At 37.1% G+C, this 16,683-nt stretch carries 14 protein-coding genes; 9 read left to right on the top strand and 5 right to left on the bottom strand.

Annotated elements, in window-relative coordinates:
* Nucleotides 1-217 precede the first annotated feature (217 nt).
* Nucleotides 218-1,648, bottom strand: coding sequence for an undecaprenyl-phosphate glucose phosphotransferase (locus KQI69_RS03140; protein ID WP_216563832.1), 1,431 nt, complete (start codon nucleotides 1,646-1,648; stop codon nucleotides 218-220).
* A gap of 205 nt (nucleotides 1,649-1,853) precedes the next feature.
* Between KQI69_RS03140 and KQI69_RS03135 the strand changes: the two genes are divergently transcribed.
* The 4 genes from KQI69_RS03135 to KQI69_RS03120 all read left to right on the top strand — a co-directional run bounded on the left by KQI69_RS03135 (nucleotide 1,854) and on the right by KQI69_RS03120 (nucleotide 7,101).
* Nucleotides 1,854-3,692, top strand: a complete 1,839-nt coding sequence (locus tag KQI69_RS03135; protein WP_216563831.1) for a S1C family serine protease — start codon at nucleotides 1,854-1,856, stop codon at nucleotides 3,690-3,692.
* A gap of 128 nt (nucleotides 3,693-3,820) precedes the next feature.
* Complete coding sequence (locus KQI69_RS03130; RefSeq protein ID WP_216563830.1) at nucleotides 3,821-5,680, top strand: LTA synthase family protein; 1,860 nt, start codon at nucleotides 3,821-3,823, stop codon at nucleotides 5,678-5,680.
* A gap of 75 nt (nucleotides 5,681-5,755) precedes the next feature.
* Nucleotides 5,756-6,466, top strand: coding sequence for a LytTR family DNA-binding domain-containing protein (locus KQI69_RS03125; RefSeq protein WP_216563829.1), 711 nt, complete (start codon nucleotides 5,756-5,758; stop codon nucleotides 6,464-6,466).
* A gap of 263 nt (nucleotides 6,467-6,729) precedes the next feature.
* Nucleotides 6,730-7,101: a BlaI/MecI/CopY family transcriptional regulator gene (locus KQI69_RS03120; protein ID WP_216563828.1), complete on the top strand. Its 372-nt coding sequence runs from the start codon at nucleotides 6,730-6,732 to the stop codon at nucleotides 7,099-7,101.
* A 117-nt stretch (nucleotides 7,102-7,218) separates the two neighbouring features.
* Here KQI69_RS03120 and KQI69_RS03115 read toward each other — a convergent pair whose 3' ends face one another.
* Nucleotides 7,219-7,476: a TIGR03905 family TSCPD domain-containing protein gene (locus KQI69_RS03115; RefSeq protein WP_216563827.1), complete on the bottom strand. Its 258-nt coding sequence runs from the start codon at nucleotides 7,474-7,476 to the stop codon at nucleotides 7,219-7,221.
* Nucleotides 7,477-7,530: 54 nt separating this feature from the next.
* Complete coding sequence (locus KQI69_RS03110; RefSeq protein WP_216563826.1) at nucleotides 7,531-8,256, bottom strand: NAD-dependent protein deacylase; 726 nt, start codon at nucleotides 8,254-8,256, stop codon at nucleotides 7,531-7,533.
* 426 nt (nucleotides 8,257-8,682) lie between these two features.
* Between KQI69_RS03110 and KQI69_RS03105 the strand changes: the two genes are divergently transcribed.
* A complete protein-coding gene (locus KQI69_RS03105; protein ID WP_022225137.1) occupies nucleotides 8,683-8,922 on the top strand; it encodes a hypothetical protein in 240 nt (79 codons plus the stop codon).
* A gap of 456 nt (nucleotides 8,923-9,378) precedes the next feature.
* On the opposite strand, the gene KQI69_RS03100 is transcribed toward KQI69_RS03105, so the two are convergent.
* Nucleotides 9,379-10,569: a serine hydrolase gene (locus KQI69_RS03100; RefSeq protein WP_216563825.1), complete on the bottom strand. Its 1,191-nt coding sequence runs from the start codon at nucleotides 10,567-10,569 to the stop codon at nucleotides 9,379-9,381.
* Nucleotides 10,570-10,830: 261 nt separating this feature from the next.
* Here KQI69_RS03100 and KQI69_RS03095 point away from each other — a divergent pair, with 261 nt between their 5' ends.
* The 3 genes from KQI69_RS03095 (at nucleotide 10,831) to KQI69_RS03085 (ending at nucleotide 15,449) form a co-directional block, all read left to right on the top strand.
* On the top strand, nucleotides 10,831-11,262 hold the full coding sequence (locus KQI69_RS03095) for a putative ABC transporter permease (RefSeq protein WP_216563824.1): 432 nt from the start codon (nucleotides 10,831-10,833) through the stop codon (nucleotides 11,260-11,262).
* Nucleotides 11,263-11,349: 87 nt separating this feature from the next.
* Nucleotides 11,350-12,270, top strand: coding sequence for a hypothetical protein (locus KQI69_RS03090; protein WP_216563823.1), 921 nt, complete (start codon nucleotides 11,350-11,352; stop codon nucleotides 12,268-12,270).
* A 428-nt stretch (nucleotides 12,271-12,698) separates the two neighbouring features.
* On the top strand, nucleotides 12,699-15,449 hold the full coding sequence (locus KQI69_RS03085) for a glycoside hydrolase family 3 C-terminal domain-containing protein (RefSeq protein ID WP_253288978.1): 2,751 nt from the start codon (nucleotides 12,699-12,701) through the stop codon (nucleotides 15,447-15,449).
* A 199-nt stretch (nucleotides 15,450-15,648) separates the two neighbouring features.
* Here the strand turns inward: KQI69_RS03085 and KQI69_RS03080 are convergent, their stop codons facing one another.
* Nucleotides 15,649-16,005, bottom strand: a complete 357-nt coding sequence (locus tag KQI69_RS03080) for a hypothetical protein (RefSeq protein ID WP_216563822.1) — start codon at nucleotides 16,003-16,005, stop codon at nucleotides 15,649-15,651.
* On the opposite strand from KQI69_RS03080, the gene KQI69_RS03075 reads away from it, so the two are divergent.
* Nucleotides 16,004-16,465 (top strand): hypothetical protein, encoded by a 462-nt coding sequence (locus tag KQI69_RS03075; RefSeq protein WP_216563821.1) that lies wholly within the window; start codon nucleotides 16,004-16,006, stop codon nucleotides 16,463-16,465. The genes KQI69_RS03080 and KQI69_RS03075 overlap by 2 nt on opposite strands.
* Nucleotides 16,466-16,683: the final 218 nt, after the last annotated feature.

The following is a 16,683-nucleotide window of genomic DNA, read 5'->3' as shown; positions in this document are numbered from 1 at the left end:
GTGAAATATAATATATTTCACATATAAGATTTGTGTCAAGTGTGCGCAGACACAAATCCTGAGTGTGAAAAGTAAAATTTTTCACACTATCTTCATTCTGAACTTTATATATCTGCAAGACTATAAATATAATAATGCGTTTTACAGTTTTACAGATATATTTAATAAATCAAAGCTATCTGTTTACTTAAAAACAAATAGCTTTGTAATAATTGTATCAGTAAGCATTTTTATTAACTTTCCGTCCAAAGAATGTAAGGAAAAGTATCTTAAAATCAAGTGCCATCGTCCAGTTTTCTACATAGTAAAGATCACATTCGATACGCCCGGTTATTGAGGTATCTCCTCTGAAACCGTTTACCTGTGCCCAGCCTGTCATACCGGGACGAACCTGGTGCTTTATCATATATCTTGGGATTTCTTCCTTGAATTTGTTTACAAAGTAAGGTCTTTCAGGTCTTGGACCGACAAGGCTCATATCTCCCTTTAGGACATTAAATATCTGAGGAAGCTCATCTATATTTGTCTTTCTCATAAATTTGCCGATAGGAGTTACTCTAGGGTCATCTTTGGTAGTCCACGCTTTCTTTTCTTCGCTTGCCTCCTGAACTTTCATTGAACGGAATTTGTACATGTCAAACTCTCTGTTGTGAAGTCCGATACGTTTCTGTTTAAATATAAGCGGTCCGGGAGAAGTTGCTTTTACTATGATTGCAGTTATTATCATAGGTATAGCGAAAAGTATAAGTGCAACAGTAGCACCGAAAATATCTACGGCACGCTTTAGTACTATATTATAGGAAGAACTCAGTGGTACATGGCGTACATGAATGACAGGGATTCCGTCTAAGTCCTCAGTATAAGGTTTTGTTGGGATAATATTGTTGTAATCAGGAGCAAATTTTGTGTGAACACCTGATTTTTCACATATAGCAACAAGACCTTCAAGTTTTGAATACTCATCTATACTAAGTGTGATGACAATCTCATCAAATTCATTTGATGAAAGATAATCTTCGAGTGCACTTAACCTGTCAACAACCTTTATTGTCCTGTATTCATGACCTATCTTTTTATTATCATCAAGAATACCATGAATCTTATAACCCCATTCGGGATGAAGTCTTAAGCGGCGTATATAATTTTCTGCTGTTCGGCTGTATCCTACTATAAGCACATGTTTAAGATTTTTGCCATTTTTCCTCATCTTTCTGAGAATCGATATAACTATAAGCCTGAAGGCATAGTCGATAATGATATTTATACATACAAATATACCTAGCAAAAGTCTTGCATAATCCCATTGTTTGAAAAAATAGAGTGCAGCAACACAGTAGATGATACCAAAAAAGTTAGACTTTACAAGGCAGAAAAGTTCTGCACGTCGTCCACTTGTCCTCTTTGGGTCGTACATTCCGCAAAAGCCGTAAATGATAAGATAACACGGAACTATCATGGTAAGCAGGTTCTGGTACTGGGAAAGATCCTTGTAATAACCTGCGGGTGGAGCTATGATATGCCATCTTATCAGTGGGCTGTTAAATTCATCCAATCTGAGGACATAAGCTAAGTTGAATGATAAGTAGATTATCACTGCATCGACGATAATGTGCAGAATATTTAATAATCGTTGGTTTTCTTTGATCAATTTTTCATCCTCTCAATCTCTCTTGTAACTTTTAATATTACTGCTTGTGCTCTAACCATTATATAGGTTATAATTATTTTGCGCAACAATAAAATCTTTTATAATATATGAAATGAAAAAGTTATATTTTCTTCACAACTTATACACAAAAAGTTGTTAGAATTTGTTTTGCAGGTAAGAGAAAATGTAAAGGGAGGTACCGATCATGGATGAGAATAATAATTTAAATGGGACAGATACAGGTCAGTCTCAGGATGGATATACAGGTGAGTATGGAAATTCGGTTGAAGGAGGAAGTGACAGGGAGTCATCTATTTACAGTTATTCATATAAAGATGGTGAAAATAATGCACAGTCTACACATTCCGGTGACTATTATGCAGGGGCACAGTCAGACAGCAGCGGTTCTGTAGGTAGTCAGAATTATCAGACAAGTAATAACAGTACAGAAAATTCAGGTGCATATAATAACAGCACTAATACAGGATATAACAATACGAATCCGTATCAGAGCAGCACAGGATATAACAACACAAATCCGTATGAAAGCAATAACAATACGGGATATAACAACACAAATCCATATACACAGCAGAATGGAAACGTATATAATGCAGGCTCAGAAAACAGACCGGACGGTAAGAAGAAAGGTTCTTTTGGTAAAAAACTTTTGATATGTGCCGCATGTGCAGTTTTATTTGGTGTTGTAGCGGCGGTTTGTTTTGAAGGAGTATGTTATTTTTCAAGCAAGGTTTTAGGGATAAACACGCCGGCAGTTACCACGAGTCAGCAGATTGGAACTACTACGACAAGCAGCAACAACAGTAAAGTAGTTACGGGAGCGGCAGTAAGTGGAACTACAGATGTTTCATCAATAGTAGAACAGACAATGCCGGCAGTTGTCGCAATCACATGTACAAGTGAGTCAACGAACTATTACAGTCTTTTTGGAAACAGCCAGCAGCAGGAGACACAGAGCAGCGGTACAGGTTTCATAATAGGACAGAGTAAGAGTGAACTTCTTATTGCGACAAACAATCATGTTATTGATGGAGCTAAGACAATATCAGTCCAGTTTATTGATGAGCAGGTTTATGAGGCATCAGTAAAGGGTAAGGATTCAAGTAATGACCTTGCTGTAGTAGCAGTTAAACTTAACAAGATAAAGAAATCTACAATGAACGAGATAAAGATTGCAGATGTAGGAGATTCAGATAGTCTTAAGGTGGGAGAGATGGCTATTGCTATCGGAAACTCATTGGGATATGGTCAGTCTGTAACAGTCGGATATATCAGTGCAAAGAACAGAGAGATTACAGAGACATCAGAGACAGACGGCTCAACTAATTCAATAAAAGCAATTCAGACAGATGCCGCTATCAATCCAGGTAACAGCGGTGGTCCGCTTATCAACCTTAAAGGTGAGGTTGTAGGTATCAATTCAGCAAAGATTGCTGATTCATCAGTAGAGGGTGTCGGTTATGCTATACCTATCTCTCAGGCAACACCTATCATAGATGAACTTAAAGACAAAGAAGTTTTATCTGATTCAGAAAAAGGATATCTTGGAATATCAGGAAGAACAGTTGGAAGTGAGGCAAGCAGTTACAATATTCCAAGTGGTGTTTATGTTGCAGAAGTATCAAAAGGCGGAGCAGCAGAGAAAGGCGGGGTAAAAGTCGGAGATATCATCACAGCTATAAACAATCAGGATGTAAGAAGTATAGAAAGCCTTAAAGAGAAGGCAAACAGTTACCGTAAGGGAACAGAAGTTGAACTTACATTACAGAGAAGCGATGACGGAACATACAAAGAAAAGAAAGTGAAAGTTAAACTTCAGGGTTCAAAATCGTTAGATGGATTGTCTCAGGGAAACAGCTCAGATAATTCAAATAATGACAGTAGTAATGGAAACAGCGGAAGTAATGGTTATGGAAATAACAATGGAAGTAATGGCTATGACCAGGGAAACGGAAACAATGATTCAGATGATGGGGATTACAGTGGATTTGGTAACTTTTTCTCTAATCCGTTTGGAAATTAAATAGTGTTCAGGGCGGTGTCTGATGCAGTCAGGCACAGTCAGATGATATAAAGCCAGCCGTACAGTTTTGTGCGACTGGCATTTTAAGGATTTAAGTATAAGTGCGTACGGATAAAAAAGGGGGAGTTATGTCTGTTATAGAAAATGAAAAAGTTATGGGAGATGAAAATGCCACAGAAAATACAGGCAGAAAGAGATTTAGAGAGGATATAAAGAAGCTTTTAGTCATTGTATTATTTCTGGCACTTTTAGTATGGCAGTTTTCGGCAATGGAACTGTTTTTTAAAAAGTCGATAACCGATTTTGAGACTGATATCATATTAAAAAATATAGCATTGTTCGGAGTTGTGAATGTCATACTGACAGCATTATTTCACAGGATGAAACCTGCGTTTCTGATAACATATGTGCTTACGCTTATCATCGGCGTTGCAAATTATTTTGTTATCTCATTCAGGGGATATGGCATTGTTTTTATGGACATATATGCAATAAAGACTGCTACGACAGTTGCGGGGGGATATAAATATGGAGTTGATATATATTTTATAGCAGGTGTCATAAGCTGCATAGCAGGAATTGCCGTTTGTCTTGCGATGCCTGGTAAAACAAGGAAGTACATAAATCTCAGGGATATATGTGGTTCTGTTATTGCACTTTTATCAGTGTCAGTTTTTATCGTATGGATAAATACATCATCAGCATTTTTTAATAATGTAAGTTCATTGTCATGGGATCACAGTATAGGGATAAGTGATTACGGATATATTCTTTATTTTGTTGCTAATGCAGGAGAGGCAGGAGTAGATGAACCGGAGGGTTATTCGGTAGAAAAAGTCGATGCTATATTGTCGCAGTATGATGAAAAGGAAGCGGACAGTGTGGAGTCACATAAAAAGACACCGAATATTATAATGATAATGAATGAATCTTTTTCGGATTTAAGAGTGCTTGGAGATTATAAGACAAACAGGGAAGTAATGCCGTTTTTTGACAGTTTGAAAAAGAACGTTGTAAAGGGATATGTGGAATCATCAGTATATGGAGGTTATACGGCAAATTCTGAATTTGAATTTTTGACAGGGTGTACAAAGGCATTTTTGCCAGGAAATCCGTATCTTCAGTATATGGATGACTACCTTCCGTCAGTTATAAGCAATATAAAAGAACAGGGTGGATATGGAAAAGCTGTAGCGATACATCCATATAATCCGTCAGGTTATAATAGAAACAGAGTATATCCGCTACTTAGTTTTGACAAATTTTTGAGTATAGATGATTTTAAGAATCCAATACTTGTCAGAGATTATATAAGTGATAAGTCTGACTATGAAAAGATTATAGAACAATATGAGAAGAAAGATAAAGATAGTTCTTTATGTCTGTTTAATGTCACAATGCAGAATCATAATCCGTATGATAATACGAGTTATAAATTTAAGGAGCCTGTCGATATTACAGATTTCCAGACATCATCGCAGGTTAGTCAATACCTTTCTCTGATAAAAATGTCGGATGATGCACTAAAAGAGCTTGTCTGTTATTTTAAAAAAGTGAATGAACCTACCATAATTGTCTTATTTGGTGATCATCAACCGCATCTGCCGGATTCGTTTTATCAGGAATTGTTCGGAAAGACACCTTTGCAGTTTGACCAGAATGACATTATGAAAAAATATCTTGTACCATTTGTTATCTGGGCTAATTATGATATTGGAGAGGAATATATAGAGAGAACATCTATAAATTATCTGTCATCGATTCTTTTGAATAAAGCAGGGTTAAAGATGAGTAATTATAACAGATATCTTCTTGATTTATATAAGGATATTCCGTCAATAAGTGCAACGGGCTTTTATGATAAAAGCGGAAAACTGCACAAAATATCAGAAACATCTGGAAAATATGCAAAGAAGCTGAGAGAATATGAAATGATACAGTATAACTATATTTTTGACAAGGATAATAGGTTGGATAAATATTATTAGGTAAGATAACTGCAGCGTTTTAACAGTTTTTGGTGCTATGATGCAAGAGGTTATAGAATGGGAGAAGAATAAAAAATGACTAAGGTATGTATTTGTGACGATGATGAGGCGTTTGCGGTTGAATTAAAAAAGAATTTGATGTTGTATGGAGATAATCAAAAAAGAGAGATCAAGGTGGAGATATGTCTTAATGGAAGAAAGATGGCTGAATCCATTAAGAAGGATAAATATGATATATTGTTCTTAGATATTGAGCTTGGAGATATCAAAGGATTTGAAATCGGATGCAGACTTCGTGAGGAAATGGAAGATGAAAAAACTCAGATAGTTTATATTTCATCGAAAACAAATTATGCTATGGAGTTGTTTGAGACACGTCCTCTGAATTTTCTTGTCAAACCTTTAAAAGAGAAAGCTGTCTTTGAAGTAATGGACACATATTATAAATTATTTGGAAGCAGAAAGACATATCTGCGTTACAGATGGTTAAAAAACGACTGTGCAATAGAGCAGAATGAGATAATATATATACAGAGTATAGGGAGAAAACTTAATATCAAAACCAATGGTGATGATATTGAATTCTATTCAAAGATTTCGGAGATATTACCTCAGCTTGACAGGAATAAATTTTGTCAGGTACATAAATCATTTGTGATAAATGGTCTTTATGTAAAGAGGTATACAAGTGATAGCGTTACAATGTGTGATGGAACTATTATCATGATAAGTCAGTCAATGAAGAAATATGTTAAAAACTGGCTGTTGGAATATTTGTCAGAATAAATCATTTTTTACATATAAGAGCTTATTTTTTACATTTAGAAATAAACCAGTAGTAAATGTGGTATTATTATTAAAAAAATTGTCGCATATCATTGGTTTAATAAATGTGGGAAATAAGTTTTACAATATTTCCTGTTTTTTTGATATAAAAATTTATTTTTTAGCTTTATTTTTTCGACAATATATGATAGTATTATGTCGATATGTATTTTATATATTATAGTGAATTAAAAGGATAGAGAGATGAAAGGAAGGTTAGACCCATGAACAGAAGAACTACTGAGATTTCACAGTGCGAACTTACGGTTATGAAGTGTATCTGGGACCTTAAAGGTGAGGTTACATGTGCACAGGTTATGAAGAAGTTAAAGGAGGATTACGGTCTTACATATAAGGATACGACTGTATATACTTTTTTAAAGAATCTTATTAATAAAGGTTTTGTTTCTTCAGAGAAGAAGGGGATTACATATTACACACCTGTGCGTAGTGAAGAAGATTACAGAACAGACATTTTAAAGCAGGCTAAGAAGTTTTGGTTTAATGATTCAGTAACTGACTTTGTGGATGCAGTACTTAATTTAGATAAAGTTACTGCTGATGATAAAGCAAAAATTAAAGCAATGGTTAAATAATCTGACTATTATAGATAATACAAACAAAAAATCGTGTTTATCATCTGATGATATTCACGATTTTTTATAATGTATGAAAACTTTGTCTGGCTTTAAAGTTAAGCATGGTTTTCTTTTTTATGCATGTTCATTTGCATATGCTTCTCTTACGGCTGTAGCGAGCTGGTCAGGACAGGATGTAGGTTTAAAACCACATCTGATACCTTTGAGTTTGCTTTCTATCTGGTCTACTGTAAGACCGTCAACAAGCGATGAGATACCCTGAAGGTTTCCGTTGCAGCCGCCTGTAAACTGTACATTTGATACTATGTCTCCGTTAAGGTCGAATTCAATCTGTGTTGAGCATGTTCCTTTTGTTCTGTATGTGTGTGTCATGATAATTATCCTTTCGTTGTTCTAATAGTATTTATTAACATTACAGTGTGAAATTTAAAGCTGTGAAAATACTTCACCAAGACCACACTGTAACAGCAAGTCAGCGTTGCTGTCAAGTGGTGTTGAAGATTTATTTATCAATACCAGGTGTTTACCTTTGAAATACTGTATAAGTCCGGCAGCAGGGTATACTGCAAGCGAAGTACCTCCGACAATAAGCATATCTGCTTTGGCTATGGCGTTGATGGCACCGGTGACAGTAGCATCGTCAAGACCTTCCTCATATAGGACTACATCAGGTTTTATAATGCCGCCACATTCACAGAGAGGTACACCCTGGCTGTTTTTAATGTAGTTTACATCATAAAATTTATGACATTTTTCACAGTAATTTCTAAGTGTTGAACCATGAAGCTCGTAAACTGTTTTGCTGCCGGCTGCCTGATGAAGTCCATCAATATTCTGTGTGACAACAGCAGAGAGTTTTCCGGCTTTTTCAAGCTCTGCAAGTTTTAAATGTGTGATATTTGGTTTTGCATTTTCAATAAGCATTTTGTCACGGTAAAATTTGTAGAAATCCTTTGGTTTTCTTACAAAAAAGGAATGGCTTAGAATAGTCTCAGGAGGATAATCATATTTTTGATGATAAAGTCCGTCAACACTTCTGAAATCCGGGATACCGCTTTCTGTGGAAACACCTGCACCACCGAAGAACACGATATTGTCACTTTCATCCACCCATTTTTTAAATAGTTCTAAATCTTTTTTATCAGGCTGCATAAATGACCTCCTTTTATAAAAACAGGCACCCTTTGAAGATGCCAGTCTGATATATTTAATTTGACAGCTAAAAACCTGCCAGATTAGAAAGAATATATTTTATATTGATTCTGAATATAGCACAAATTACAGAAATTGACAAGTAAAGCGTATATTCGCAATCCGCCCTGCTACTTGCAGGGCAATTATTTTTTGGGGCTGTATAAATATAAGATATATAAAATACAGTTTGTTTTGATAGCTGTTTTTTGTTTTATAGTAAAATGTAAAAAACAGTCGTCTGTAAGCAGTAAAAACTTGATTTTGCAAATATAATATACTAAAATATCAGTAATGGAATCATTGGCAGAAATTTGAGCAGATCTGAATTTTTGTGCTGTCTGGCAGATCTGTATGGTATAAGACAGTACAGGAAAGAGGCGGATAATGAAAATTACAAATATTTCAGACATCAACGAATTTTTTAAAGTAGTTGATAAATGCAAAGGACGCGTAGAACTTACATCATCAGAGGGAGACAGAATCAATCTTAAAAGTAAACTTACACAGTTTGTAGCAATGGCACAGCTTATGAACACAACATATGTAAAAGAACTTGAGATAGTAGCATCAGAACCAGAAGATGCAAGCCGAATCCTCGACTATATGATGAGCGGTAAAGTTTGATGCTTCCTTACATTATTTATTTGTATAAAACAAAAGAAAACAGAGGGTTATGTGAAAAATATTCACAATAATTCTCTGTTTTCTTTATTATATATATCTATTTGAAATATTAGAGTATAGATATATTATATGTATCCAATTCATCATTAACATAGAAGTAATTATCAATAAAATATACATTATCATTTACAACAAAATAGTATATTCATAAGTTCTTACTTAAATACATCACTTTATAAAATTACATCAGTCTGTAAAACTGCCATAGATACTCTCAACGCACAGCCGGATATAGTGGGATATTCTGGACGAATGGCATTAGAACATCGTCGGTACTTAGTGAGCGTGTTTTGCTCACTTATGTACCGCTACAGATGTTCTCTGAGGCGCGAGCCGTCCATGAGTATAGAATATCCCCCTATATCCGGCGTCCGTTTAAAAATGCTCCCTAAAAAATTAAAGTGCCGAATAAACAATATCCCTTATCACCTGAACATCCCTGTAACCATTGCCGCCACACTTCTGTATAACATATATGATAGCAAGATTTTCTTTTGGATCCATTGCAACATAACTTCCAAGCCATCCGTCCCATCCAAACTCACCTTCTGAGCCGAAACTCTGACTTGCCGGAACATCCATCATAACACGCATCAGATTTCCATAACCGTAACCTTTAAGAGAGTCCCAATCATACATTTCAAGCTGCTTTGGTGTGAGATTGTTTCTTGTCATTATCTCAACTGTTTTTCTGCCAAGTATGCGTACATCTCCAAGTGTTCCCTTATTTAACATCATATTTACAAATTTTGAATAATCGTCTATCGTTGAGACAAGCCCTGCACCGCCTGACTCAAAAAGAGGTTTCTTTTTGTGCATATATGTAAGCCCAAGGTGCTGCCATGTGCAGGGTTCCATTGTCTGGGTTTCGGGCATATACTGATAATTCTGCATGAAACGGTTCTGTTTTTCCTCTGGAACATAGAAGTCGGTGTCAGTCATTCCGAGTGGTTCAAATATCGTTTCCCTGAGATATTCACCATATTTTTTGCCGGTTACGGCTTCGATGACTGCACCTAAAACATCGGCACAAAAACTGTATCTCCAGCCCTCGCCCGGCTGAAATTCAAGTGGCTGCTCACCGATAAGTACGGCAAGGTCATATGTAGATGTAGGATTTCCTGCCTCAACATCTGCATAGTACTTGTCTATCATATCCTGCATTTCTTTTCCGGCAGGGAATGAAGCGTCAGGATAGGTAAGACCTGCTGTCATATTTAGAAGGTCCTGTATTACAACCTCTCTTTTTGCCGGAACATAGCCTTTTTCAGTGAGAACCGTCTGATTTTTAAAACTTGGTATAAAATTGCTCACCGGATCTGAAAGAGCGATAACTCCTTTTTCAACAAGTGTCATAACGGCAACCGATGTGACAGGTTTTGTCATCGAATAACATCTGAAAATTGAACTTTTTTCCATTGGGATATGTTTTTCCTTGTCTGCTTCACCGTATTCATTTCTGTAGACTTCTTTTCCGTCTTTTATGATACATATGGCTGCACCTACATTGCAGTCTGGATCTTTTGAGTTTCCTATAAGTGTCGATGAAATGGCATCATCAAGTCTTTTTAAAATATCTGTGTTCATAGTTTCCCTCGATTCTTATTTATTATGTATAGTTTACCACAGCGTAATGGAAAAAAATACTGTACTTTTGGCATCTGAATAGTAGTATAAGTTAGATAAAAAAAAGCATAATAGATATAAAGTGTTACTGCTCACACTGAGTATGGATGGTAACATAAAAAGTTGCAGATAAAGATGTCGGTATGCCATATCTGTGTGGTTTAACCGGAAAACTGATAGTTTCGCAAATGATTGTTTGACGGGATTACAAAGGAGGTTAATATGATGGGGACAGGTATGAATCATTTTCAGGTTTATCTGATAATGTTTTTAACGGGTGGATTTCTTTATTGTGGAATTGAAATTTTATATCGTGGTTATTCACATATTTCGATGCTTCTTGCGGGTGGTCTGTGTTTTGTGCTCGTTGGGGCCGTTGAGAGTATATTGGGTGATGGTGCATCGCTCATAGGACAGATGATAATATGCGGTCTTATGATAACCGGTGTTGAATTTGTCGTCGGTATGATAGTGAACAGGCAGATGCACCTTAATGTGTGGGATTATTCGGGGCAGCAATATAATTTTAAGGGGCAGATATGTCTGCTGTACACAAATTTATGGATATTATTGTCATGTCCGGTAATAGTATTGCATGATTACATGGAATATATACTTATGGGAAGCCAACTGCCGAATTATAAAATCTGGTGACATTATGAAACACACAAGATTTGTGTCTGCGCACACTTGACACAAACTTGATATGCACAAAAAATGTGTGCAGAAATGAGGAGTTTTATGGGGAAGTTTATAACTAATACTTTTAAGGTAAGAAAAGCGGATGAGAGTAAGAAGAATGTGCCTTTTGAATATTATGCAGTTTTTCCAAAAAAGGAATTTAATATACCTGTTGTTGATGTTTTTAAAAAAGGAAAGATATTTGGCAGCAGCCTTGATTTTGCAAAAGTAGTCTTTCTGCCTGTTGGAGCTAAATCCTATGAAAATGCGTTAGATATGGGACAGAAGATTGTCACTTCCATAAAAAAGAAAATAAGGTATGGAACTATGTCATCAATCGAGGATAATGATGATATATTGACGAGGGATATAAGGGGGTATCTCTATGATATTTTTGATGTAATGAAGATGATGACGGCGGCGGTAAAAGGCTGTGGCTTTAAGATAGGGGAGGATGTTGTATTTATGCTTGATGCGGGAGCAGGGAAATTGTATAGGAAAGAAGCGGATATGTATTATTTTCCGGGGGAGAGTTTTAAGAGAAAAGATAAGTTAAATACACAGGGGAACGAGGAGGAGACATGGCAGAATTATATAGAGAAAGAAGTTGGCTGTCAGTGTGAGGGAGTGGAGTACAGGACATGCTGTGACAGTCCTGCTTTCAGTATGGAGAGTCTTTGCGACAGGGAAGTGCCTGACTATGAGAGGGGTGTAGATAGAGCCTTTTATCCAATGGTGTCTATGTATGAGAGAGACAGTGAGGATATTATGGAAAATATTCTGCCTGAGACACCTGATACCAAAGCGATGACTGTTCTTCGTTCGGCTTCGGAAATGACGGATTATTATAAGAAGCTGTGCGAGAAGTTTCCTGTGATTGCGATATCAGGGGCACTTGCTGTCAATGATACAAAAGGGTGGGAGATACTTGATGATAAATTGGGGGACAGTGTTGTTTTTCTGGATGAGGGGACGTTCTAATTAAAAGGAACGGACGCTGTGAATAAGGGGTATTATTCCATGCTAATAGTGTTATGAACCGACCGAAACGGAGTGTTTTCGCTCGGAGAATATTCGTAGCGGTACTACCGACTATGTTCTAACGCCATTCGGTCGAAATAATACCCCTTATTCACAGCTGTGTATCGCAAGGAATTATATATAAAGTTTGATATTATTAAATTTTGTTGTTGTATAAAAATAGTGAGAAGAAATTGCTGTTATCAGCAAGTAGCATAGCGGATTGCGAATATTCGTTTGACAAAAAATTTAGCTTATATAAAAAAGTTGAGATATAAATATACAAAAAATAATAAATTTATGGTTTTATTTTGGAATGATATATATTAGAATACATTATGATTTGTTTAGAAGTTATAAAAATACATATAGATTTACGGAGGATTTTTATGTTTGAGTTAAATGAGAAAAATTATGCCAGGGCTGCTAGACAGGCTGTGGCTGAGGGGTGTGTGCTGCTTAAAAATGATGGAGGTGTGCTGCCGCTTGGCAAGGGGACTAAGACTGCGGTTTTTGGTATTGGTGCTTTTTATTATTATAAGGGCGGTCTTGGTTCGGGCGGTCTTGTGAATACAAAGTATGTTGTCAGTATTCTTGATGCTTTGAGGAAAAGTGAAGATATTATTGTGGACGAGTGCATCTGTGAGGAGTATGAGAAGTGGATAAAGGATAATCCTTTTGACGAGGGTAATGGCTGGGGAAGTGTTCCATGGTCACAGAAAGAGATGCCTTTGTCAAGGGAGTTTATCGGTGAGGCTGAAAAGAGAAATGATACGGCGGTTGTTATTATAGGAAGAACAGCGGGCGAGGATCAGGACAACAGAGCCGATGAGGGCAGTTACTATCTTACACAGACCGAGAGGGAGCTTATCAAAAATGTCACTGAGGTTTTTGATAAGAGCATTGTTTTGTTAAATGTCGGAAATATAATCGATATGAAATGGGTTGACGAGTATAAGCCGTCTGCTGTTATGTATGTATGGCAGGGTGGTCAGGAAGGCGGCAACGGTGTTCTTGATGTGCTTGATGGAACGGTTAGTCCGAGTGGAAAGCTGACAGACACCATTGCCTATAATATAGAAGATTATCCGTCAGCACCATATTTTGGTGATGCTGATAAGAATTATTATGTGGAAGATATTTATGTAGGTTATAAGTATTTTCAGACTGCTGCCACAGATAAAGTTATGTATCCGTTTGGTTTTGGTATGTCATATACGGATTTTGAGATAAACGGCGGTGTGAAAAATGTTGATGAAAACAGCGTTATTGTGGATACAGATGTGAAAAATACCGGCGGTTGTTCAGGAAAAGAGGTTGTGCAGGTTTATATTGAAGCTCCTCAGGGCAAACTTGGAAAACCTGTGCGTACATTTGCCGGATATGCAAAGACTAAAGAGTTAGCTGTAAATGAAAGTCAGAAACTCAGTATCTCATGCCCTAAATCATATTTTGCATCATATGATGATTCAGGTGTTACGGGACATAAGTCTGCGTTTGTACTTGAGGCTGGTGAATATAGAGTTTATGTGGGAAACAGTGTTGCTGCGGCTGAGTATATCGGAAGTTTTTCGCAGGAATTTCAGGTGATAGAACAGCTTGAGGAGGCACTTGCACCGATTGAGGAATTTGAGAGGATGCGTCCGGTGACCGATTCATGTGGGTACAGCATGGGATTTGAGAAAGTGCCTTTGAGAACAGTAAGCCTTTCTGAGAGAATTGAGAGAGAGATGCCTGAAGATATTTTGTTTACAGGTGATGAGGGTTACACGCTTAAAGATGTTGCAGAAGGTAAGATTGATATTGATACATTTATCGGACAGCTTTCGGACGAGGACCTTATGTGTCTTATGAGAGGTGAGGGAATGTGCAGTATGAAAGTAACTCCTGGAACTGCTGCCGCATTTGGCGGTCTTACTCCTTCTCTTGAAAGATTTGGAATACCTGCACTCTGCTGTGCGGATGGTCCTTCGGGAATAAGAATGGACTGCGGGACTAAGGCATTTTTACTTCCTATAGGAACATTGCTCGGAGCAACTTTCAATGATGAACTTATCGAGGAACTTTTTGAATATTTCGGTGCCGAGATGAAATACAACCGCATTGACACTATCTTAGGACCGGGCATGAATATACACAGACATCCTTTAAATGGAAGGAATTATGAGTATATTTCAGAGGACACGATACTTACAGGAAAGATATGTGCGGCAGAGCTTAAAGGACTTCACAGAGCAGGTGTTGAGGGAACGATAAAACATTTTTGTGCAAATAATCAGGAATTTCGCCGTGCGGATGCAATGGGTGTGATTTCAGAGAGAGCACTCAGGGAAATTTATTTAAAATGCTTTGAGATAGCAATAAAAGAGACAGGATGCAGCTCGATAATGACTACATACGGACCATTTAATGGACTCTGGACATCAGGAAATTATGACCTTTGTACAACAGTTCTCAGAAAAGAATGGGGATTTGACGGCATTGTTATGACTGACTGGTGGGCGGTTGCAAACTGGGAAGGAGAAAAACAGGACAGAAAGAACAGGGCTGCAATGGTTCAGGCTCAGAATGATATATTTATGGTATGTCCTGATACGGAAAACGAAAATGCCATCGACAATATAAAAGCGCAGTATACGATAGGAAAGATAACAAGAGGACAGCTTCAGAGAAATGCAAAGAATGTGCTTAAATTTGCACTTAACAGCCTTGCAATGCAGATAAAACTTGGAAAAGTCGATATAGAGGAATATGCTCCTGAGTGGGATACAAGCTACAGACCGGAGGGAGAACTTGAGACAGTTGCGGCAAAAGATGGCTCATTTACCGTATCAGAGGAACTTGCAGTAAAAATTCTTGAGGATGACGGAATGTATTTCAATGCAGTTGATACAGAAGCGGGTGATTACAGTGTGACGATAAATATCACTTCCCAGCATAATGAGTATACGCAGATACCTATTTCGGTATTTATTGACAACGATTACCGCGGAACACTTTCATTTCAGGGAACAAACGGAAAAGATGATGAAAAGGAAATGCCTGTTGGAGAGATAGGAGTGGGAGAGCATTATATAAGAGTTGCTTACAGACCGCATGGAATAACCATGAACAGGTTTGTTATCAGAAAAAATGATTAGTTAGGATTTTAAAATAAAGGGGTGTCGCACGAAGCACTATTCATACAATATTTAGATAATAAATCTTTTATTAGCATCTACATATTGTATAGATTATGCTTAATGCGACATCCCCTTTTTGTTGAGATTTATATTGCTGTTTTTAACGCTATCAAGCAAGTAGCAGAGTGGGTTGTGAATATCCGCTTGACTCTTTTAATTAAGACCTGCCAGGGCGGTTATTTCCCGGTCCACCACCCGGATTATTATTTCCACCGTTATTGTCAGGACCTTGTCCCGAAGTGCTTCCTACAGTCATGCTTACTGAACTGAAAGTTACAGTGTCAAATGATGTTAAATTATTCAGGTCACTTCCATAGTAGATAGTATATGTGCTGCCAAGTGTAAAGTCACTGCATGATAATACAACAGATTGGAAAGATTTTGTTGGTCTTGCAGTAAGTACAGTATTTCCTGAGCTGTTTTTTACTACCACATAAGTATTTGCGGACTGTTCTGATGTAAATCTCACATTTACTGCGGGCTGTGAAGAACCGCTTGTTGTAGAAACATCCATGCCTGAATCATCGCCTGTATATTTACTGCCCGAAGGTGTGCTTACCGGTGCTGCTGTCTGGGAGATCGAAGGAGATCTTGTCGGCAAAGCAACTGAAGTGTCAGGTGTGCTTGATGGTTCAGTTGAATTTTTGGCATCTGCTGTTGATGAGATGGTAGGTGTTGGTGAAGAAGTAGCTTCTTTATTATCAGGTGTTGCTGTCGGATTTTCAATAGCTGGGCTTGAAGGTGAAGGAAGTGGAGTAGCCGTTGCAGATGTTTCTTCTGTTGGTGTTGTTGTGGGGGCATTTGTTGTAACGGCAGTCTTACTTTCTGATTCGACAGCAGATGTAGCCGCAGGTGTGCTTGAATTTTGTGAAGCATTTTTCTTTACAATAATATATTTATATTTTGACATTGTGGATGATTTTATTTTCTTTAGTTTTGAAGCCGTCATTTTTTTTGAAGATTTAACTGCATAAATTTTCAAAGTTGATGTCTTTTTAAATGTAAATGTTTTTGAAGAGGCAGATTTTACTTTTTTTGAGATATAAAGTTTGCTTCCGGTTTATAGTACACTGTATAACCTTTTTTGACCTTTAATTTTAACACGCCGTGAGCAAGAAATCCCCCACTTCTATAAGAAGCCACTGAAAAAGTCCTTTTTAGTGATAGTATACTACTATATATTGTTATTGAT

The organism is Eubacterium sp. MSJ-13 (genome assembly GCF_018918235.1).
GTDB lineage: Bacteria > Bacillota > Clostridia > Lachnospirales > Lachnospiraceae > Butyribacter.
Note: the sequence above shows the minus strand (reverse complement) of the source record. Positions and strands in the feature narration are given on the sequence as shown.